Source organism: Streptomyces sp. NPDC046887 (assembly GCF_040644755.1).
In the GTDB taxonomy this organism is placed as follows: Bacteria; Actinomycetota; Actinomycetes; order Streptomycetales; family Streptomycetaceae; genus Streptomyces; species Streptomyces lichenis.
This window is the reverse complement of the sequence record NZ_JBEYXH010000065.1, coordinates 1-19,445: the sequence shown is the minus strand read 5'-3', so window position 1 is coordinate 19,445 and position 19,445 is coordinate 1. Positions and strand designations below refer to the sequence as shown.

At 74.2% G+C, this 19,445-nt stretch carries 17 protein-coding genes and 2 pseudogenes; 7 read left to right on the top strand and 12 right to left on the bottom strand.

The annotated features are described in order from the left end of the window. A pseudogene (locus ABZ945_RS32535) lies at positions 1-96 on the top strand (DUF2017 domain-containing protein); the annotation flags it as partial. Here the strand turns inward: ABZ945_RS32535 and ABZ945_RS32530 are convergent. The 10 genes and pseudogenes from ABZ945_RS32530 to ABZ945_RS32485 all read right to left on the bottom strand — a co-directional run. Then, positions 80-298 (bottom strand): annotated as a pseudogene (locus ABZ945_RS32530) (UbiA family prenyltransferase); the annotation flags it as partial. The pseudogenes ABZ945_RS32535 and ABZ945_RS32530 sit on opposite strands and share 17 nt — an antisense overlap. A gap of 326 nt (positions 299-624) precedes the next feature. Beyond that, a complete protein-coding gene (locus tag ABZ945_RS32525) occupies positions 625-1,755 on the bottom strand; it encodes an inositol-3-phosphate synthase (protein ID WP_361277011.1) in 1,131 nt (376 codons plus the stop codon). A gap of 347 nt (positions 1,756-2,102) precedes the next feature. Next, on the bottom strand, positions 2,103-3,107 hold the full coding sequence (locus ABZ945_RS32520; RefSeq protein ID WP_361277009.1) for a sugar phosphate isomerase/epimerase family protein: 1,005 nt from the start codon (positions 3,105-3,107) through the stop codon (positions 2,103-2,105). 11 nt (positions 3,108-3,118) lie between these two features. Then, a complete protein-coding gene (locus ABZ945_RS32515) occupies positions 3,119-4,534 on the bottom strand; it encodes a Gfo/Idh/MocA family oxidoreductase (protein ID WP_361277007.1) in 1,416 nt (471 codons plus the stop codon). A 50-nt stretch (positions 4,535-4,584) separates the two neighbouring features. Next, on the bottom strand, positions 4,585-5,640 hold the full coding sequence (locus ABZ945_RS32510; RefSeq protein ID WP_361277005.1) for a substrate-binding domain-containing protein: 1,056 nt from the start codon (positions 5,638-5,640) through the stop codon (positions 4,585-4,587). Between the two features lie 41 nt (positions 5,641-5,681). Further along, positions 5,682-6,728: an ABC transporter permease gene (locus ABZ945_RS32505; protein WP_361277003.1), complete on the bottom strand. Its 1,047-nt coding sequence runs from the start codon at positions 6,726-6,728 to the stop codon at positions 5,682-5,684. Beyond that, positions 6,725-8,323 (bottom strand): sugar ABC transporter ATP-binding protein, encoded by a 1,599-nt coding sequence (locus ABZ945_RS32500; RefSeq protein ID WP_361277001.1) that lies wholly within the window; start codon positions 8,321-8,323, stop codon positions 6,725-6,727. The genes ABZ945_RS32505 and ABZ945_RS32500 overlap by 4 nt, the downstream gene beginning before the upstream one ends. Positions 8,324-8,697: 374 nt before the next feature. Further along, on the bottom strand, positions 8,698-9,879 hold the full coding sequence (locus ABZ945_RS32495; RefSeq protein ID WP_361276999.1) for an ROK family transcriptional regulator: 1,182 nt from the start codon (positions 9,877-9,879) through the stop codon (positions 8,698-8,700). A 153-nt stretch (positions 9,880-10,032) separates the two neighbouring features. Continuing rightward, positions 10,033-10,353 carry a cupin domain-containing protein gene (locus ABZ945_RS32490; RefSeq protein WP_361276998.1) on the bottom strand — a complete coding sequence of 107 codons (321 nt, stop codon included), beginning with the start codon at positions 10,351-10,353 and terminating at the stop codon, positions 10,033-10,035. 165 nt (positions 10,354-10,518) lie between these two features. Beyond that, positions 10,519-11,463 carry a beta-ketoacyl-ACP synthase III gene (locus ABZ945_RS32485; protein WP_361276996.1) on the bottom strand — a complete coding sequence of 315 codons (945 nt, stop codon included), beginning with the start codon at positions 11,461-11,463 and terminating at the stop codon, positions 10,519-10,521. Between the two features lie 317 nt (positions 11,464-11,780). Here ABZ945_RS32485 and fdhD point away from each other — a divergent pair, with 317 nt between their 5' ends. Beyond that, positions 11,781-12,620 carry a formate dehydrogenase accessory sulfurtransferase FdhD gene (gene fdhD / locus ABZ945_RS32480; protein ID WP_361276994.1) on the top strand — a complete coding sequence of 280 codons (840 nt, stop codon included), beginning with the start codon at positions 11,781-11,783 and terminating at the stop codon, positions 12,618-12,620. A gap of 187 nt (positions 12,621-12,807) precedes the next feature. Then, the gene (locus ABZ945_RS32475; RefSeq protein ID WP_361276992.1) at positions 12,808-13,110 is read left to right on the top strand and encodes a barstar family protein; all 303 of its coding nucleotides are present in this window, start codon (positions 12,808-12,810) and stop codon (positions 13,108-13,110) included. A 3-nt stretch (positions 13,111-13,113) separates the two neighbouring features. Here ABZ945_RS32475 and ABZ945_RS32470 read toward each other — a convergent pair whose 3' ends face one another. Next, a complete protein-coding gene (locus tag ABZ945_RS32470) occupies positions 13,114-14,109 on the bottom strand; it encodes a WYL domain-containing protein (RefSeq protein ID WP_361276990.1) in 996 nt (331 codons plus the stop codon). A 125-nt stretch (positions 14,110-14,234) separates the two neighbouring features. On the opposite strand from ABZ945_RS32470, the gene ABZ945_RS32465 reads away from it, so the two are divergent. Together ABZ945_RS32465 and ABZ945_RS32460 are read left to right on the top strand one after the other, a co-directional pair. After that, positions 14,235-14,642 carry a DUF3224 domain-containing protein gene (locus ABZ945_RS32465; RefSeq protein ID WP_361276989.1) on the top strand — a complete coding sequence of 136 codons (408 nt, stop codon included), beginning with the start codon at positions 14,235-14,237 and terminating at the stop codon, positions 14,640-14,642. 228 nt (positions 14,643-14,870) lie between these two features. Next, positions 14,871-15,527: a hypothetical protein gene (locus tag ABZ945_RS32460; protein ID WP_361276987.1), complete on the top strand. Its 657-nt coding sequence runs from the start codon at positions 14,871-14,873 to the stop codon at positions 15,525-15,527. Between the two features lie 13 nt (positions 15,528-15,540). On the opposite strand, the gene ABZ945_RS32455 is transcribed toward ABZ945_RS32460, so the two are convergent. After that, positions 15,541-15,939: a (2Fe-2S) ferredoxin domain-containing protein gene (locus ABZ945_RS32455; protein WP_361276985.1), complete on the bottom strand. Its 399-nt coding sequence runs from the start codon at positions 15,937-15,939 to the stop codon at positions 15,541-15,543. A gap of 469 nt (positions 15,940-16,408) precedes the next feature. Here ABZ945_RS32455 and ABZ945_RS32450 point away from each other — a divergent pair, with 469 nt between their 5' ends. Both ABZ945_RS32450 and ABZ945_RS32445 read left to right on the top strand, forming a co-directional pair. Further along, complete coding sequence (locus ABZ945_RS32450; RefSeq protein WP_361276983.1) at positions 16,409-18,232, top strand: AMP-dependent synthetase/ligase; 1,824 nt, start codon at positions 16,409-16,411, stop codon at positions 18,230-18,232. A 208-nt stretch (positions 18,233-18,440) separates the two neighbouring features. Next, positions 18,441-19,277, top strand: coding sequence for an aldo/keto reductase (locus tag ABZ945_RS32445; protein WP_361276981.1), 837 nt, complete (start codon positions 18,441-18,443; stop codon positions 19,275-19,277). Positions 19,278-19,445 lie beyond the last annotated feature (168 nt).

Below are 19,445 nucleotides of genomic sequence, written 5' to 3'. Positions count from 1 at the left end.
GTACCGCTCGACGAGGTCGAGATCTCCATCCTCCGCTCGCTCGCCGTCCAGCTGCTGGAGCTGATCGGCCCGGGTGACGAGCCGCCGGTGGGGGACGCCCGGAGGGGAGGGGCCGGTGCGGCCGGTCCACCGCGTCCTCCGCGCGGTCGGCCCAGTCGTTGAGGGCCATCCCCGCCTCGTAGAGGCAGAGGGAGGCGGCGATCGCCCATCCGGTGCCCCGGTGGGGCCGGGCACCGACGGCGGCCGCACCGGCCAGTGCGTCCCCCGGCACGCTCGGCAGCGCCGAGACCCGCAGCAGTTCGGCCCAGGCCCGACGGCGGCCCCGGCCCCGGCCCCGGGTCGGGCGATGGTCCTCGCCCCCGTGGGGGCCCCTCGCCCGTCGGGCCGCCGCGCCGGACGGACGACCGGGGCGCACGGTCACCTCCCCGGAACCCGTACCCGTATCCATATCCGTACCCGTATCCGCACGCGTCCTGGAGCCCGGCAAGGGCAGAGGCACCGCCGCGGTGACGCGACCGCTCCCACCGCCCCGGTGGCCGTTGGCCGCCGTGGGGCCCCAGGTCTCCCGGCCCGTGCCGCCGCAGTCGCCGCGGCCGGCGCTGTCCACTCCATCGTCGACCCCGCTCATCGGGCCGCCGCCAGCCGCTGCCCGAAGGCGAGGAGGGCGGCGTACTGGTCGGCCAGGGCGGCGGGGCCGCCGTCCGGGTCCTTGAAGTAGAAGCCGAGTTCGGGGCGGGGGCCGGTGAGGCCGGTCTCGTGAGCGCGGGCCAGTAGCCGGGCGAGGTCCAGGACCAGCGGCGCGGCCAGCGCCGAGTCGCAGCCCTGCCAGATGGTCTGGAGCACCATCCGGGAGCCGAGGAAACCGTCGAAGGCGATGTGGTCCCAGGCCGTCTTCCAGTCGCCGAGCGCGGGCACGTCGTCGATGTGCACCTGGCCCTCCGGGGTGTGGCCGAGGGTGTCGGCGAGGACGCGTTCCTTCCCGGCGTTCTTCGCGGCGGCCGCGGCCGGGTCGGCGAGGGCGGCGCCGTCACCGCCGCCGAGCAGATTGGCCCCGGACCAGGCGCGCACGGCCAGGGCCCGCTGGAGGAACATCGGCGCCAGCACCGAGCGCAGCAGGGTCTGCCCGGTCTTGCCGTCCCGCCCGGCGTACGGCACGGCGGCCCGGGCGGTCTCGGCGTCCAGGGCGGGGGTGCGCAGCCCGGTGGAGGGGGTGAAGTTGGCGTAGGGGCAGCCGGCGCGGAGGGCGGCGGCCGCGTAGAGGGAGCTGGGTGCCAGCCGGGCCGCGCCCGCCTCGGGGGCGGGTTCGGTGGAGGCGACGTTGACCACCACCGTACGGGCCAGTCCGTGCCGACGGGTGAAGGCGGCGATGTCGGCGGCGAAGGCGGCGATCAGCTCCCGGTCGCCGCGACCGTCCCCGGGTTGGGGCCCGCCGGGGCGTATCTCGGCGTCGGCGGCGGCCAGTTCGGCGTGCACGGCGTTGGCCAGGCCGTGCGGCAGGACGCCGCCATGGGTCAGCTCCTCGGCGCGCTTGGGCAGCGGGGCGGCGGCGGTGTCATGGCCGCCGAAGACCAGGGAGGCGAGGGGCGGCAGTCCGGCGGAGGTGAACGGCTCGGTCTCGGTCACCATGCCGGTCGGGGGGTGGAGGCCCGCGGCGAGCGCCGCGCATCCGGCGACCGCGGTGGTGGCGACGGAGCCGCGCGCCCCGACCAGCCAGACCCCGGTGCGTGCCTCGGTGACCCGGTGTTCAGCGGACATGGCCTGCCTCCCTGGAAGTGGTGCGTGCGGTGCCTGCGGTGCCTGCGTGCATGTGCCGGGGCCGGCGGTGATGGGGCGAGCGCTGGGTGAAGACGGTGGGCGGGGGGTACGGCGCCTCCCCGCCCACCGCCGGCTGTGGGAGCCGAGCCGAGGTGGGTCGGCCGGGTTGTTGTGCACACCTCAGAGCAGGCGGCGGAAGGGACGTTAGCCTGCCTTGTCCCGAGCGGAAAGCCCTTGCGCCGCAGCCCGGTCCGACTTTCTCCCCGTGGGGGACGAAGGAGGTTCGGGCAGGCCGGACCGCCCGGCGGCGCACGTGTGCCACCGGGCCGTTCAGCAGCGGTGATGTCTCAGTCCGAGGAGCCGAAGGCGGCGTCGAAGGAGGCGGACGGCGGGTCGAAGTCGTACCGCTTCAGCGTGGCAAGCGCTTCCGGCGCACCGATCAGCCGGTCCATTCCGGCGTCCTCCCACTCCACCGACACCGGGCCGCCGTAGCCGATGGAGCGCAGCATCCGGAACACGTCCTCCCAGGGCACGTCCCCGTGCCCCGCCGACACGAAGTCCCAGCCGCGCCGCGGGTCGCCCCAGGGCAGATGGGAGCCGAGCCGCCCGTTGCGGCCGTCCAGCCGTTTGCGGGCCTCCTTGCAGTCCACGTGGTAGATCCGGTCCCGGAAGTCCCAGAGGAAGCCCACCGGGTCGAGGTCCTGCCAGACGAAGTGGCTGGGGTCGAAGTTGAGCCCGAACGCGGGGCGCAGGTCCACCGCCTCCAGGGCGCGCTGGGTGGTCCAGTAGTCATAGGCGATCTCGCCGGGGTGGACCTCGTGGGCGAAGCGGACGCCCTCGGCGTCGAAGACGTCCAGCACGGGGTTCCAGCGCTCGGCGAAGTCCTCGTAGCCGCGCTCGACCATCCGCTCCGGCACCGGCGGGAACATCGCCACCAGATGCCAGATGGAGGAGCCGGTGAAGCCGATCACCGTGCGCACCCCGAACGCGGCCGCCGCCCGCGCGGTGTCCGCCATCTCCCGGGCCGCCCGCCGCCGTACGCCCTCCGGCTCCCCGTCGCCCCAGAGCCGGGCCGGCAGGATGGCCTGGTGGCGCTCGTCGATCGGATGGTCGCAGACCGCCTGGCCGACCAGATGGTTGGAGATCGCGAAGCAGGTCAGCCCGTACCTGTCGAGCAGCGCCCGCCGACCGTCCAGATAGGCCGGGTCGGCCAGTGCCTTGTCGACCTCGAAATGGTCGCCCCAGCAGGCGAGTTCCAGTCCGTCGTAGCCGAAGTCGCGGGCGAGCCGGCAGACCTCCTCCAACGGCAGATCGGCCCACTGGCCGGTGAAGAGGGTGAAGGGGCGTGGCACCGGAAGACCTCCTAGGCGGTGACGGCGGACGAGGGCGGCGGGGGTGGGGGCGGGGTGGTGGTGAGCGGGGACGGTACGGGCCTGGCGGCCGTCGCGCCCTCCCCGAGGTCCCGGCCGTCGATCGGGGTGTAGGCGGCGTGGTCGGCGGCGCTGTGCTCCACGGCCGCCAGCACCCGCTGCACCTGGAGCCCGTCCGCGAACGAGGGGGACGGCTCGGTGCCGGCGGCGACCGCGAGCACCAGGTCCCGGGCCTGGTGGGCGAAGGTGTGCTCATAGCCCAGCGCGTGCCCCGGCGGCCACCAGCCCTCCAGATACGGGTGGTCCGGCTCGGTCACCAGCACCCGGCGGAAGCCGGCGGAGGCGGCGGGCTCGGTGTGGTCGTGGAAGAACAGCTCGTTCAGCCGCTCCAGGTCGAAAGCGAGCGAACCCCGTTCGCCGTTGAGCTCCAGCCGCAGCGCGTTCTTCCGGCCGGCCGCCATCCTGGTCGCCTCGAAGGAGGCCAGGGCCCCGGAGGCGAGCCGCCCGGTGAACACCACCGCGTCGTCCACGGTCACCGGCCCCCGCCGGGCGCCCTCCGAGGCCGGGAGCCCGTCCGGCGACACGGGCTCCCCCGCGCCATGGACACCGGCCGCCGCCACACCCTCCCCCGTAAGACCGCGCCCCGCGGCATCCGCCCCCGCGCGATCCGCCCCCGCGAGCCCCGCCGACGCTCCGACCAACCGGGGCCGCTCCCGGACGAAGGTCTCGCTCAGCGCGGAGACCCCGACCAGCCGCTCCCCCGCCACATACTGGGCCAGGTCCACGATGTGCGCCCCGAGGTCCCCGAGCGCGCCGGAGCCGGCGTGCTCCCGCTCCAGCCGCCAGGTCAGCGGGAAGTCGGGGTCCACCAGCCAGTCCTGGAGGTAGCAGACCCGGACGTGCCGCAGCGCGCCGAGCCGCCCCTCGGCGACCAGGCGCCGCGCGTACGCCATCGCCGGAACGCGCCGGTAGTTGAAGCCGACCATCGCCAGCTGGCCCCGGGCGCGGGCCCGTTCGGCGGCGGCGGCCATCGCCTCGGCCTCGGCCACCGAGTTGGCGAGCGGCTTCTCGCACAGCACATGCTTGCCCGCCTCCAGCGCGGCGATCGCGATCTCCGCGTGGCTGTCGCCGGGGGTGCAGATGTCCACCAGGTGCACATCGTCCCGGGCGATCAGCTTCCGCCAGTCGGTCTCGGCGGCGGCCCAGCCGTGCTGGTCGGCGGCGGCGCGTACGGCCGCGGCGTCCCGGCCGCAGACCGCGGCCAGCGCGGGGCGCAGCGGCAGGTCGAAGGCGCGGCCCACGGTGCGCCAGCCCTGGGAGTGGGCGGCGCCCATGAAGGCGTAGCCGACCATGCCGATGCCCAGCACCGGCCGTTCGCCGGTCTGCTGCGGTGGTTCCTTGGCGGCCATGGGGTTCCTCCTCGTGAATATCCGTCGAAGCGGCGCACAGGCAGGCTCGGCTAGTTGAAGCCGGTCGGCAGGTACTCGTCGACGTTGTCCTTGGTGACCACGGCCGAGTAGAGGGTGATCGAGGACGGGATCTCCATCTCGGCGAGCCCGCCGACGCCCTTCTTCTGGCCGAGCGCCCGGGCCAGGTCGATGGCGGAGGCGGCCATGGTGGGCGGGTAGAGCACGGTGGCCTTGAGCACCCCGCGGCCGGACTTGATGGCGTCCATCGCGGAGCGGGCACCGGCGCCGCCGACCATCAGGAAGTCGTCCCGCCCGGCCTGCTCCACGGCCCGCAGCGCGCCCACGCCCTGGTCGTCGTCGTGGTTCCACAGGGCGTCGAACTGCTTCTGCGCCTGCAGCAGTTGGGCCATCTTGGCCTGGCCGGACTCGACGGTGAACTCGGCGGCCTGGCGGGCCACCTTGGTGATGTTGGGGTAGTTCTTCAGCGCGTCGTCGAAGCCCTGGGTGCGCTGCTTGGTCAGCTCCAGGTTGTCCAGCCCGGCGAGCTCCACCACCTTGGCGTCCGGCTTGTCCTTGAGCTGCTCGCCGATATAGCGCCCGGCGTTGAGGCCCATACCGTAGTTGTCGCCGCCGACCCAGCAGCGGTACGCCTGCGGGGAGGCGAAGACCCGGTCCAGGTTGACCACCGGGATGCCGGCCTTCATCGCCTGGAGGCCGACCTGGGTGAGCGCCTTGCCGTCGGCGGGCAGCACCACCAGCACGTCGACCTTCTTGTTGATCAGGGTCTGGATCTGGCCGATCTGCGCGGCGGTGTCGTTGGAGCCCTCGGTGATCTCCAGGGTGACCTCGGAGTAGCGGGCGGCGCGCTGCTTGGCGTTCTCGTTGATGGCGTTCAGCCAGCCGTGGTCGGCCTGCGGTCCGGCGAAGCCGATGGTGACGGGGGTGCCGGGCTTGTCGTCGGCGGCCGGGGCGCCGCTCGCGGCCGGGCCCGAAGCGCCGGAGTTCTTCGGTTCGTTGCTGGTGCAGGCGGTCAGCAGCGCCCCGGCGGAGACGGCGGCGGTGCCGAACAGCAGTCCTCTGCGGCTGGTGCGGTTGCTCTCTGGCATAACGGGTGGCATGGCGGGTGGACCCTTCCGGTCGGGGGCTGTCAGTGCTCGGCGGCGGTGCGGCGCTGGACCAGGACGGCGGCGACGATGATCGCGCCCTTGGCGATCTGCTGGACGTCGCTCTGCAGGTTGTTGAGGGCGAAGATGTTGGTGATCGTGGTGAAGACCAGCACCCCGAGCACCGAGCCGGTGATGGTGCCCCGGCCGCCGCTGAGCAGGGTGCCGCCGATGATGGCGGCGGCGATGGCGTCCAGCTCGTACAGGTTGCCGTTGGTGTTCTGGCCGGAGCCGGCCAGCACGATCAGCAGGAAGGCGGCGATCCCGCAGCACAGCCCGGACAGCAGATAGAGATAGAGCCGCTGGCGCCGGACGTCGATTCCGGCCAGCCGGGCCGCCTCCGGGTTGCCGCCGACCGCGACGGTGCGCCGGCCGAAGGTGGTGCGGTTGAGCAGCAGCCAGCCGACCACCGTCACCGCCGCGAAGACCAGCACCAGCGGCGGGACGCCCAGCACATGGGAGTCGGGCACGCCCAGGTCCAGCACGGACCGCACGGTGACGATCTGGGTGCGGCCCTCGGTGATCTGGAGGGCCAGTCCGCGCGCCGAGGCGAGCATGGCGAGGGTGGCGATGAACGGGACCATCCCGCCGTACGCGATGAGCAGCCCGTTCACCAGTCCGCAGCCCAGGCCGACGACCACCGCGGTGAACAGGATCCCGGCGAAGCCGTACTCCTGGGTGGCGACCGTGGTGGCCCACACCGAGGCGAGCGCCACGATCGCGCCCACCGACAGATCGATGCCGCCGCTGGTGATGACGAAGGTCATGCCGACGGTGACCACACCGATCACCGAGGCCTGGGTGAGCACCAGTTGGAGGTTGGCGGTGTCGAGGAACTGCTCGGGCCGGGTGAACCCGCCGACCGCGACCAGCGCCGCGAGTACCCCGAGCAGCGACAGGTTGCGGACGTCGGCCCGCAGCCCCAGCGGCGGACGGGTCCGCACCGGGGCGTCCTCGCGGACCGGGCCCTCGGCCGTCCCGCCGGCTTTCCCGTGCTCCGTACCGGTGGCCGGAGAGGTGGGCTGGGTCATGGCGTCGGGCTCCCTTCCGTCAGATCCGTCACGGGGCGCCCGTCCCGTACGGGTGCGGGGCTCCCCTCCATCACGAGGTCGAGTACGCGGTGCTCGTCCAGCTCCCCGGCGGGCGCCGTGTGCACCACCCGGCCCTCCCGCAGCACCAGCACCCGGTCGGCGAGGCCCAGCACCTCGGGGACCTCGCTGGAGACCAGCAGCACCGCGAGCCCGTCGTCGGCGAGCCGCCGGATCACCGCGTACAGCTCGGCGCGGGCGCCGACGTCCACGCCGCGGGTCGGCTCGTCCAGCAGCAGCACCGTGCAGCCGCGCAGCAGCCAGCGGGCCAGTACGGCCTTCTGCTGGTTGCCGCCGGACAGGGTGCGGATCCGGGCGTCCGGGTTGTCCGGGCGCAGCGACAGCTCGCGGGTGGCGGCCCGGGCCGCGGCCCGCTCGGCGGAGCGGTCGAGGAAGCCGGCCCGGGAGTAGCGGGAGAGGGTGGAGACGGACACGTTGGAGGTGACCGACTCCAGCATCAGCAGGCCCTGGGCCTTGCGCTCCTCGGGGGCCAGGCCGAGTCCGGCCCGGACCGCGGCCCGGACGCTGCCGGGCTTCAGCGGCCGCCCGGCGACGGTGACCCGGCCGGTGTCGGGCCGCCGCGCCCCGAAGACGGTCTCCAGGATCTCCGAGCGGCCGGAGCCGACCAGACCGGCGAGACCGACGATCTCCCCGGCCCGCAGTTCCAGGTCGATCGGGGCGAACTCGCCCTCACGGCTGAGGCCTTCGACGGTGAGCACGGGTGGTCCGGTGGCGGGCAGGGTGGGCCGTTCGGGGAAGACGTACTCCACGTTCCGGCCGGTCATCAGGGCGACCACCTCACGGGTGGGGGTGGATTCGGCGGGCAGCCCGCCGGCCACGGCCCGGCCGTCCTTGAGCACGGTGACCCGGTCGCCGATCCGGCGGATCTCCTCCAGCCGGTGCGAGATGTAGACGACGGCGACACCGTCCGCGGTGAGGTCGGCGACGATCCGGAAGAGGTTGTCGGTCTCGTCGGGGTCGAGCGCGGCGGACGGCTCGTCCATCACGATGAGCCGCACCTGGTGCGAGAGGGCCCGGGCCATGGATGCGATCTGCCGCTGCGCGGCGGAGAGTTGGCCGACCGGGCGGGCCGGGTCGATCTCCGGGTGGCCGAGCCGCCTCAGCAGCGCGGCGGTGGCGGTGCGGGCGGCGCGGCCGCGGACGACGAAGCCGGCGGCGGTCGGCTCATGGCCGAGGAACACGTTCTCCGCGACCGACAGCCCCTCCACCAGGTCGAGTTCCTGGTAGATGGTGGCGATGCCGAGGCGCATGGCGGCCGCCGGGGAGCGCAGCCGCACCTCCTCGCCGCACCAGCTGATGGTGCCGCCGTCCGGCTGGTGGGCGCCGGCGAGCACCTTGATCAGGGTGGACTTCCCGGCGCCGTTCTGGCCGAGCAGGCAGTGCACCTCCCCGGGCCGCACCTCCAGGTCCACACCGTCCAGGGCGCGTACCCCGGGGAAGGACTTGGTGATGCCGGACATGGTGAGCAGCGGTGGTCGCGGAGTGGCCGGGCCGGCCGGTGGTTCGGGTGCAGCCATGGTGGGTTCCCTCGGCGTACGGGGTGTCCGGCCGGACCGGCGGCGGGCACACGGGTGGTACGGACACGGGTACACGGGTGGTGCGGACACGGGGTACGGGCGGTGCGGTTGGCGGGGACGGTGGCGCGACCGACGGGCGGACGGGCGGGTACGCGGACGAGTCACGGGTCCGGTGAGGCGGGTACGCGGGTACGCGGGCGAGTCCTGGAACTCCTGGAGCGGAGGTGCTCGTGCGGTACTGGTGCGGCTGGTACGGATGGTGGTGCGCGTACGGAACGGGTGGCGCTCGTACGGAACAGGTGGTGCGCGTACGGGACGGGTGGTGCGCGTGCCGTGGTGCGGGCGGCCCGGTGGGCGGGCCGGCCCCGGCCGGGTCAGGCCGGGGAGAACAGGTGGTCGCTGATCAGCCGGGCGGCGCCGGTGACCCCGGCGACCTGGCCCAACTCCCCCAGCACGATGGGCAGGTTGCCCGTCGCCAGCGGCAGGGAGGTGCGGTAGACCTGGGTGCGGACGCTGGCCAGCAGGGTGTGGCCGAGGCCGGTCACCCCGCCGCCGATCACGACCAGGCCCGGGTTGAAGAAGCTGACGAGCGCGGCGATGACCTGGCCGACGTGGTTGCCGCCCTCGCGGATCAGCTCCAGCGAGGTGGCGTCCCCGGCCGAGGCCGCCGCGGCGACGTCCGCCGCGGTGAGCCGTCCGGCGCCCTCCAGCCGCGCCGCCAGCTCCGCCGACTGCCCGCCGCGGGCCGCGTCCTCGGCGTCCCGGGCCAGCGCGGCACCGCTGAAGTGGGCTTCCAGGCAGCCGCGGTTGCCGCAGGCGCAGGGACGGCCGTCCGGGACGACCTGGATATGGCCGATGTCCCCGGCGCTGCCGGTGACGCCCCGATGGACCTCGCCGCCGACCACGATGCCGCAGCCGATACCCGTACCGATCTTGACGCAGAGGAAGTCGCCCACCGAGCGTGCGACGCCCGCGTGCTGCTCCCCCATCGCCATCAGGTTCACGTCGTTGTCGACCATGACCGGGCAGCCCAGTTCCTGGCTGAGCGCCTCACGGACCGGGAAGCCGTCCCAGCCGGGCATGATCGGCGGTGCGACCGGAACGCCCTCGGGGAAGCGGACCGGGCCCGGGACGCCGATCCCGGCGCCGTCGAACCCCTCGGCCAGTCCGGAGGCCCTGAGCTTGGCCGCCATGGCGAGCACCTGCTCGAACACGGCGACCGGGCCCTCGCGAACGTCCATCGGCTGGTTGAGGTGGCCCAGCACCTCCAGTTCGGCGTTGGTGACGGCCACGTCCACGGAGGTGGCGCCGATGTCCACGCCGAGGAAGCGCAGGCCGGGCGCGAGCCGGATGTTGTGCGAACGGCGCCCGCCGCGCGAGGCGGCGAGCCCGTCCGCGACCACCAGGCCGGTCTCCAGCAGCCGGTCGACCTCGACCGCCAGCTTGGAGCGGGACAGGTCGACCTGGTCGCCGAGCTGAGCACGGGAGTTGGGGCCGCCGTCGCGCAGCAGCCGCAGTAGCCGCGCCTGGTGCGCGTTGGCAGGTCGTGCCGTCATCCGTCTCACGCGCCCCTCCCCGCCGTCGTCTCGTCCGGCCGTCCACATCCTGCTGTCGAGAGGGGAACGTAGCAGCGCTTTGCCGCAGGGGGAAGAAGTTGCGCGGGAATCGCCCTCGACTTTCTCCTCACCCAGGACAAAGCCCGTGCCCGGTCATGTTCCCTCCGCCCCGTCGGCACCCCCCTCCACCAGCAGCAGGGTGCCGTGGCTGCCGGGCCGGACGGTGTGCTCCACCCCCGCCTCCACCAGCTGGACTTCGCCCGGGCGCAGCGCCAACTCACGTCCGCCGACCGTCAGTCGCAGCTCCCCGTCCAGGACGAGCAGCGCCTCCGCGGTCGGGTGCGATTCGGGTGGCAGCGGGCGCCCGTCCATCCGCAGCACCTTCACCCCGGCCCCGCCCACCCGGCCGAGCAGCCGTGAGGTCCAGGCTTCGGGCAGGGCGGCAGCCGCCTTCCGCAGGTCGACCGTCGTCATGGCACACCCCTTCGGCGGTCCGCCGCGCCGGAGGCCTGACGGCCCACCGGGAGCGCCCGCGATCGTGTTTCGGGAACACGGACGACGCTACGCCGTACGGGCCTGCCGGTGGTCGACCGTTCGGCAAAGCCCGCGCGGCGCCGCGGGACCCAGGGGCGGCGGGGCTCAGGGAACGCGGACGACCTGGCCCGCGTACGAGAGGTTGCCGCCGAAGCCGAAGAGCAGCGCGGGCGCGCCGGAGGCGACCTCACCGCGCTCGACCAGCTTGCTGAGCGCCATCGGGATGGAGGCGGCGGAGGTGTTGCCGGACTCGGTGACGTCCCGGGCGATGACCGCGTTGACCGCGCCGATCTTCCGGGCCACCGGCTCGATGATCCGCAGGTTGGCCTGGTGCAGCACCACCGCGGCCAGCTCCTCCGGGGCGATCCCGGACCGCTCGCAGACCTGGCGGGCGATCGGCGGGAGCTGGGTGGTGGCCCAGCGGTAGACCGCCTGGCCCTCCTGGGCGAACTTCGGCGGGGTGCCCTCGATCCGTACCGCGTGCCCCATCTCGGGGACCGACCCCCACAGCACCGGGCCGATGGCGTCGGTGCCGTCCGGGGCGGCCTCCACCACCGCGGCCCCGGCCCCGTCGCCGACCAGGACGCAGGTGGTGCGGTCGGTCCAGTCGGTGATCCCGGTCATCTTGTCGGCACCGATCACCAGGGCCCGGGTGGCCGAACCGGCCCGTACCGCGTGGTCGGCGGTGGCCAGCGCGTGGGTGAAGCCGGCGCAGACCACATTGAGGTCCAGGGTGGCCGGGGAGGCCATGGCGAGCCGGGCGGCGACCCGGGCCGCGGTGTTGGGCGAGCGGTCGATGGCGGTGGAGGTGGCGACCACGACCAGGTCGATGTCGGTGGGCGCCAGACCGGCGGTGGCCAGCGCCTTGGCCGCCGCGTGCGCGGCCATCTCGTCCACCGGCTCGTCGGGCCCGGCGACATGGCGGGTGCGGATGCCCACCCGGCTGGTGATCCACTCGTCGCTGGTGTCGACCAGCTCGGCCAGGTCGGCGTTGGTGAGCACCTGGGCGGGCTGGTAGTGCCCGAGCGCGGCGATACGAGTGCCCGTCATGCCCGGGACCCCCTTGCGTGATGTACGTGTGGAACCACGTGCGGAAGCGGCGGCGTACGGCCTGCTGGGCGTACGGACCCCCCAGTCTCGTCAGCGACCGGTGAGTAACCGGTGAGGTGATTCCACAGGAATCACGCTCTCCTCTTGGAGAGTCCGCAACATCACCCGCCACTACGGGCCCGCACCGGCGAAGCCACCGCCCCTCCCCCGTCTCCCGAAGATCCCCCGAGGGTCTCCCGAAGTCCCCGGCGCGCGACAATGGCACGGTCACCGGTTACGGGAACGCACCAGCACAGCGAAGGACGGGCTGATCGAACATGGGACGGGCCACCGAGCGCCGCCGCGTCGTCCGGATCCGGGACGGCGCCGTCTCGGCGCGCCCGGACACCCTGGCCGGTGAGGAGCCGCTGGAGATCCGGCTGAACGGCCGGCCGCTGGCGGTCACCATGCGCACCCCGGGCGACGACTTCGCGCTGGCCACCGGGTTCCTGGTGAGCGAGGGGGTGGTGGCGGCGGCCGAGGAGGTCCGCTCGGTGGTCTACTGCGCCGGCGCCCAGGACGACGGCACCAACACCTACAACGTGGTGGACGTCGGGCTCGCCCCCGGCGTCCCGGTCCCGGAGACCGGCCTGGAACGGAACGTCTACACCACCTCCTCCTGCGGACTGTGCGGCAAGGCCAGCCTGGACGCGGTGCGCACCTCGACCCGGTTCACGCTGGGCCCGGGGCCGACCGGGATCACCCCGGAGCTGCTGGCCGCGCTGCCGGAGCGGCTGCGGGCGGCGCAGCGGGTGTTCGACCGCACCGGCGGGCTGCACGCGGCCGCGCTGTTCTCCCCGGCGGGCGAGCTGCTGGACGTACGGGAGGACGTCGGCCGGCACAACGCGGTGGACAAGCTGGTGGGGCGGGCCCTGCGCGAGGGCCTGCTACCGCTCGACGGAACCATTCTGCTGGTCTCCGGGCGCGCCTCGTTCGAGCTGGCGCAGAAGGCCGTGATGGCGGGCGTCCCCTTCCTGGCGGCGGTCTCCGCCCCCTCCTCGCTGGCGGTGGAGCTGGCGGCCGAGACCGGTCTGACCCTGGTGGGCTTTCTGCGCGGCCGGAGCATGAACGTCTACGCGGGTGAGCACCGCCTGGACCTGGCGGGCGCCCCCGTCTGAGGACCGGGCGGCGCCCTGGACGTACCAGGGGTGAGCGTGGCGCGGCGGCGGCGCTGCTGGGCGAGTCGGACGAGCCGGGCCGCGTCGTCGTCATCGATGTGGCGGTATGCGGCGGTCAACCGCTCGTCGGCATGGGCTCGTACCGGTCACCGCCGAGTCGCCGCCCCGGCCCGGATACGCTGCCGGGATGACGGACAGCGAGAGCGAGTGGGTCGTCGATCTGCGCGGTCGGCTTATCGACACGCCTGGCGACTTCTGGGACGCGGTCAGCGGGCCGCTGGGGCTGCCGGAGTGGTTCGGCCGGAACCTGGACGCCTGGTCGGACACCCTGTACGGGGGCGGGGTGTCGGCGGTGGTCGACCGCCACCCCGTCCTGGTCGTCCAGGTCGACCGTCGGGGCCTTTTCGCGGGCGGGCGGCCCGAGGGCGAGGCGCTGGCCGGGGTCTTCGACGGCAGGCGCGCCCGGCTCCTGGCGCATCCACCGGAGTGACGGTCACTCGGCCGAGGGGCCGTCGGGCGGGTAGCGGGCCGCCAGCGCGGTGACCGCCTCGGCGACCGCCCGCCGCAGCTCGGGCGGCCCCAGCACCTCCGCGTCCGGGCCGAGCCGCAGCAGATCGCCGACCGCGACCGTGGACGCCTCCACGGCCAACTCGGCCTCCACCCAGCCGTCCGGCCCCGGCTCCCCGGCCTCCGCCAGGGCCCGGCCGCCGGCCGCCCCGTACATCATGGGCAGCAGCCGGCAGGCCCGGGGCGAGAGCCGCAGCCGGGCGGTGGTCCGGCCGATCCGGGACTCCAGGGCGAGGGAGGACTCCTCCCAGTACGCGGCCAGCGCGAAGCCCGTCGGCCGCTCGAACCCCTCCTCCGCGACCTGGGCCGAGGTGAACCGGGAGACCCGGTAGGTCCGCACCGGCGCGGTCGCCGGGTCACCGGCGGTGGCGACCAGGTACCAGGTGCCGCTCTTGAGCACCACGCCCAGCGGGCACAGCTCCCGCCGCACCTCACCGCGCGGACCCCGGTACGTCCCGTGCAGCACCCGCTGCTCCCACACCGCCCGGGTGACGGCGGCCAGCTGAGGCACCGGGTCGGCGCCTCGGAACCAGCCCGGGGCGTCCAGATGGAACCGCTCCCCCATCAACCGGGCGCGCTCGGCCAGTTCGGCCGGCAGCGCCGCCTGCACCTTCAGCCGGGCGGTCGCCAGCACCCCGCCCAGCCCCAGGTCCCGGGCCGGACCGGGCGCCCCGACCAGGAACAGGGCGTCGGCCTCGGCGGCGGTGAGCCCGGTCAGCCGGGTGCGGTATCCCTCCACCAGCCGGTAGCCGCCCTCCGGCCCCCGGTCGGACAGGACCGGCACCCCCGCGGCGGCCAGCGCCTCGACGTCCCGGTACACCGTGCGCACCGACACCTCCAGCCGCTCGGCCAGCTCGGGGGCGGTCATCCGGCCGCGGTTCTGGAGCAGCAGGAGCAGGGAGAGGAGCCGGTCGGCGCGCATGGCCGCCATTGTCCCGCCCGCAACCCCGTACCTGACAGCAGATGTCAGGTACGGGCGGAATGCTGACCTCAACGCCGCACCGGACCTGAGGCGCGGCGCGGAACGGGACAACGAGAGGACCACCCATGGCCATCCGGACCAGTGGCAGCATCACCTACGCCGACTGGCGGGAGACCCCGGCCGGCCCGGAGGGGACGTACCCCCGGCTGGGCCGCGCCTCGGTCGTCAACCACTACGCGGGCGGGATCGAGGCCGCGAGCACGACCTGCGAGTACGCCCTCGCGTACACCACCGAGAAGACCGGGACCTGCACCGGTATGGAGCTGCTGGCGGGGCGGCTGGACGGGCGGGCCGGCAGCTTCGTCATCGAGCAGCAGGCCACCTTCGGGGAGGACGGCTCGGTGCGCGCCACCTTCACCGTGGTGCCCGGCTCCGGCACCGGCGAGCTGGCCGGGCTGCGCGGCGAGGGCGAGTTCAGCTACCGGCCCGGGCAGTCGCCCTTCCCCTACTCCTTCGACTATCAGCTGGACTGAGCCGCCGGGGTTCCACGGTGAACAGCCCTGCCCGGCAGGGGCGTTGTCACCGTCCGGTGACACCGGGGACAGGGCTGTGACAGTGCGCGGCACAACGCCCCCGGGGTGCGGCGGGTCCAACGGGGTGACGCAGGGGGACGTGCCGTCCGGCGCGGCGGCCGGCTCCCTTCGTCGGACCACCGGCCGGCGGCGAACCGGCCCGCCGGCCGAACCCTGGAGGAGAGTGCCGTGAACGTTCGTACCCGAGGTCTCACCGGTGTCCGCGCCGGCCTGGCCGCCGCGCTGGCGGCGATCTGCGCGGCGACCGCCGCCGCACCGGCCGTCGCCGCGTCGGCACCCGCCCCCGTGCGCGGCGCCACGTCCGCGACCGCCGCCGCGCCCAGGTTCCTCAAGCCGGCCGATCTGCCGCCGCACCCGTCCTCGGCGTGGACCGCCGGGCCGGTGGTATCCGGTCAGCCGGACCCGCTGCCGCCGTGTGTGGGGGCGGCCCTGCCGTCCACCACCGTGCACCGCTCGTACTGGACCGATGTGGACGCGAACGCCCAGCAGCTGACGGTGGTAGAGCGCGACGAGCGGCGGGCCAAGGAGTTCGTGGAGCTGCTCCGCCGCGACCTCGCCGACTGCGCCGCCGAGCTGATGGAGCAGGACCCGGAGGTGACCGCCACCGGGCGGAACTACGGCACGGTCGACGTGGAGGAGGGGGCCTTCGTCCGGGGGCTGGCCACCAGCTGGAGCTGGGGCGGCAACGACATCAGCCTCTTCGCGGTGGGCCGGGACGGGCGGACGGTGACGGTGGTCCGCTGGGCGCAGCTGGGCGGCTTCCAGGACGCCCCGGTCGGCGCGTTCAAGGCCACCACCAGGAAGGCGGTGGACGGGCTGTACTGAGGCCCGAGGCGGATCACTTCCGGGGCGGGTCCACCAGCTGGAGGGCGAGGGTGGCCGGGGGCGGGGCGAGGCCGGGGCCGCCCGCCTCCACCCAGGCGAGGATGTCGTCCAGGCAGTCGTCGTCCAGGGTGAAGCCGATCCACGCGGCCTTGGCGCCCCGGCGCCGGGCCTCCCCGGAGGGCTGCACCACCACGATGTTGGCCTGCCCGCAGGGGCCCAGGCAGTCGCTGGTGCGCACCGCGAGCCGCCCGTCGGAGGCCGCCGCGGCCTCCCGCAGCCGGCGCAGCTGCCCGGCGTGGTCGGTGCCCGGGTGCTTCCGGGCGTCCCCGCAGCAGCAGCCGCGGCACACCACCAGGGTGCAGGGGCGGGAGGCGCCGGGGCGTATCCAGGAGGGTGCGGCTGCTGCGGGCATGGGGGCCACCGTAGCGGGCCGGATGATCACCGAAGGACGGGGGTGGCCGGTCCCGGCGATCAGGGCCCCGGCCCAGCGCACCCCACCCGGCCCCCACCCAGGCCCCGGCCCAGCGCGCCCCATCCGGCCCCCACCCAGGCCCCGCCCCAGCGCACCCCACCCAGCCCCACCCGGAGCCCCGGCCCTGCGCCCCGCCCGTCCCTGGTCGGAGGCGCCCAGGTAGCGGACCTGTGCGCCGGGGTGTGCGCCCCGGCGTGCGCGGGGCGTGGTGATTCGGTGGAGATTCCCCCGTACCTCCTTACTCAAAAGTCAGTACGGCTTGACGTCCTGTGCCTGTGGCCAGCGGGGCGGCTCTGACCTGTGGTGATGGCCGTGCAATGGACTAGGCCAAGACACTCCCGCGGGCGCCTCGCGGTGGGGTACCGTCCACCCCCCGCCCACGAGAGGCGCACCCCGAGGAGGCAGGCCGTTGCGCGAGTTCAGTGTTCCGCCGCCGGCGGCGGCGCCCCTGGTCGGCGGGCTGGCCGACGCGGTCTTCGAGCATGCCGAGAGCGAGCCGGACCGGGTCGCCCTGGGCCGCAAGGACGCGTCCGGGCGGTGGACGGAGGTGACGGCCGCCTCCTTCCGCGACCAGGTGCTCGCGGTGGCCAAGGGGCTGCTCGCCCAGGGCGTGCGGTTCGGCGACCGGGTCGCGCTGATGTCCCGTACCCGCTACGAGTGGACCCTGCTGGACTTCGCGCTGTGGACGGTGGGCGCCCAGTCGGTGCCCGTCTACCCGACCTCCTCGGCCGAGCAGGTCCACTGGATGCTCCAGGACGCCGAGGTGACCGCCTGCGTGGTGGAGCACGAGGACCACGCCATGACCGTCGGCTCGGTGATCGACCGGCTCCCCCGGCTGTCCCGGCTCTGGCAGCTGGACGCCGGGGCGCTGGCGGAGCTGGTGGCGGCCGGGGAGCGGATCGCGGACGAGGTCGTGCACCGGCACCGGCGCGCGGTGACCCCCGACTCGGTGGCCACGGTGATCTACACCTCGGGCACCACCGGGCGCCCCAAGGGCTGTGTGCTGACCCACGCCCACTTCATGTTCGAGGCCGACACCCTGGTGGACCGCTGGAGCGAGGTGTTCCAGCCGCGCCCCGGCATCGAGCCCGCCACCCTGCTGTTCCTGCCGCTGGCCCATGTCTTCGGCCGCATGGTGCAGATCGCGGCCGTCCGCCGGCAGGTCACGCTGGGCCACCAGCCGGCCCTGTCGGCGGACGCCCTGATCCCCGATCTGGCCGCGTTCCGCCCGACCTTCGTGCTGGCCGTCCCCTATGTCTTCGAGAAGGTCTACCAGGCCGCCCGGCGCAAGGCGGAGGCCGAGGGCCGCGAGCAGGTCTTCGACAAGGCCGTGGAGGTGGCGGTCCGCTACGCCGAGGCGGTGGAGGCGAGGGCGCTCGGGGAGGGCCCGGGCCCCTCCGCGGCGCTGCGGGTGCGCCACCAGTTCTTCGAGAAGGCGGTGTACGGCAGGGTGCGCGAGGCGCTCGGCGGGCGGGTGCGGCACGCCATGTCCGGCGGCTCGGCGATGGACCGGCGGCTGGCGCTGTTCTTCGCGGGCGCCGGGGTGACCGTGTACGAGGGGTACGGGCTGACCGAGTCGGCCTCGGCCGCCACCGCCAACCCGCCGGAGCGGGTGAAGTACGGCACCGTGGGCCCGCCGATCCCGGGCACGGCGGTGCGGATCGCCGACGATGGCGAGGTCTGGCTGCGCGGGCCGCATGTCTTCGCCGGGTATCTGGGCGACCCGGCCGCCACCGACGCCGTGCTGGACGACGGCTGGCTGGCCACCGGTGATCTGGGCGCCCTGGACGCGGACGGCTATCTGACCATCACCGGGCGGAAGAAGGAGATGCTGGTGACCTCCGGCGGCAAGAGCGTGGCGCCGTCCGGCCTGGAGGAGCGGGTACGCTCCCATCCGCTGGTCGCCCAGTGCCTCGTCGTCGGCAACGACCGCCCCTATGTGGCCGCCCTGGTGACCCTGGACGCCGAGGCGGTCGCGCACTGGCTGGACATGCAGCACCGGCCGCCGCTGCCGCCCGCCGAGCTGGTCCGCGACCCTGCCCTGGAGGCGGAGATACGGCGGGCCGTGGTCACCGCCAACACCCAGGTCTCGCAGGCCGAGTCGATCCGCACCTTCCGGATCCTGGCCCACCCCTTCACCGAGGAGCGCGGGCTGCTGACCCCCTCGCTGAAGCTGAAGCGCAAGGCGATCGAGGCCGAGTACGCCGCGGAGGTCGAGGCCCTGTACCGGTAGCGGCCCCGTATCGGCCCGGCCCACCGCGCGCGCCTCGGGAACATGATCCAGGATGTGGTTGTTGACACCGGGCGTACGACCGGCACAACGGGATAGGGGCATACCGGTACACCGCACCACCGCACCACCGCGGTACCGGGTCGCACCGGCCCGTCCCGCACACCGGCGTACCGATTCACCGCAACGACGACGTAAGGATCGACCGCTCGTGAGCAAGGTCCCCTCCATCACGCTCAACAACGGCGTCAGCATGCCGCAGCTCGGCTTCGGCGTCTGGCAGGTGTCCGACGACGAGGCGACGAAGGCGGTGGGCACGGCCCTGGAGGCCGGCTACCGCAGCATCGACACCGCAGCGGCCTACGAGAACGAGAAGGGCACCGGCGAGGCGATCCGGGCCGCCGGGCTGCCCCGCGAGGAGCTGTTCGTCACCACCAAGCTGTGGAACAGCGACCAGGGCTACGACTCCGCCCTGCGCGCCTTCGACACCTCCCTGGACCGGCTGGGACTCGACTACGTCGACCTCTATCTCATCCACTGGCCGCTGCCGGCCAAGGGCGCCTACGTGGACACCTACAAGGCTTTCGAGAAGGTCCTCTCCGAGGGCCGGGCCAAGGCCATCGGCGTCTCCAACTTCCTTCCGGAGCACCTGGACCGGCTGATCCAGGAGACCTCCGTGGTCCCCGCGGTCAACCAGATCGAGCTGCACCCCCAGCTCCAGCAGGCCGAGTCGCGCGCCTTCCACGCCGAGCACGGCATCGCCACCGAGGCCTGGTCCCCGCTGGGCCAGGGCAAGGGGCTGCTGGACGTCCCGGCGGTGCGGGCCATCGCCCAGAAGCACGGCCGCACCCCGGCGCAGGTGGTGCTCCGCTGGCACCTCCAGCTGGGCAACGTGGTCATCCCCAAGTCCGTGACGCCCTCCCGGATCCGGGAGAACATCGACGTCTTCGGCTTCGAGCTGGACCAGGACGACCTGGCCGGCCTCGCCGCCCTGGACGAGGGCAAGCGGCTCGGCCCCGACCCGGCCACCTTCGACCTCGACTCCTGAACCCCGGCCCTTCCGGGCATCCGCAGGAAGCCCCGCCGCCCGCTCAGGGCGGCACCCCGCGAAGGCGCGGCCGCACCCGGCGGGCCCGCCGGCGCGCCCCGGGGGGCCCCGGCCGGGCCGGCCCCGGGCGGCGCCGCGCCCGCCCCGCGGCCGCGGGGCGGGTGGGCT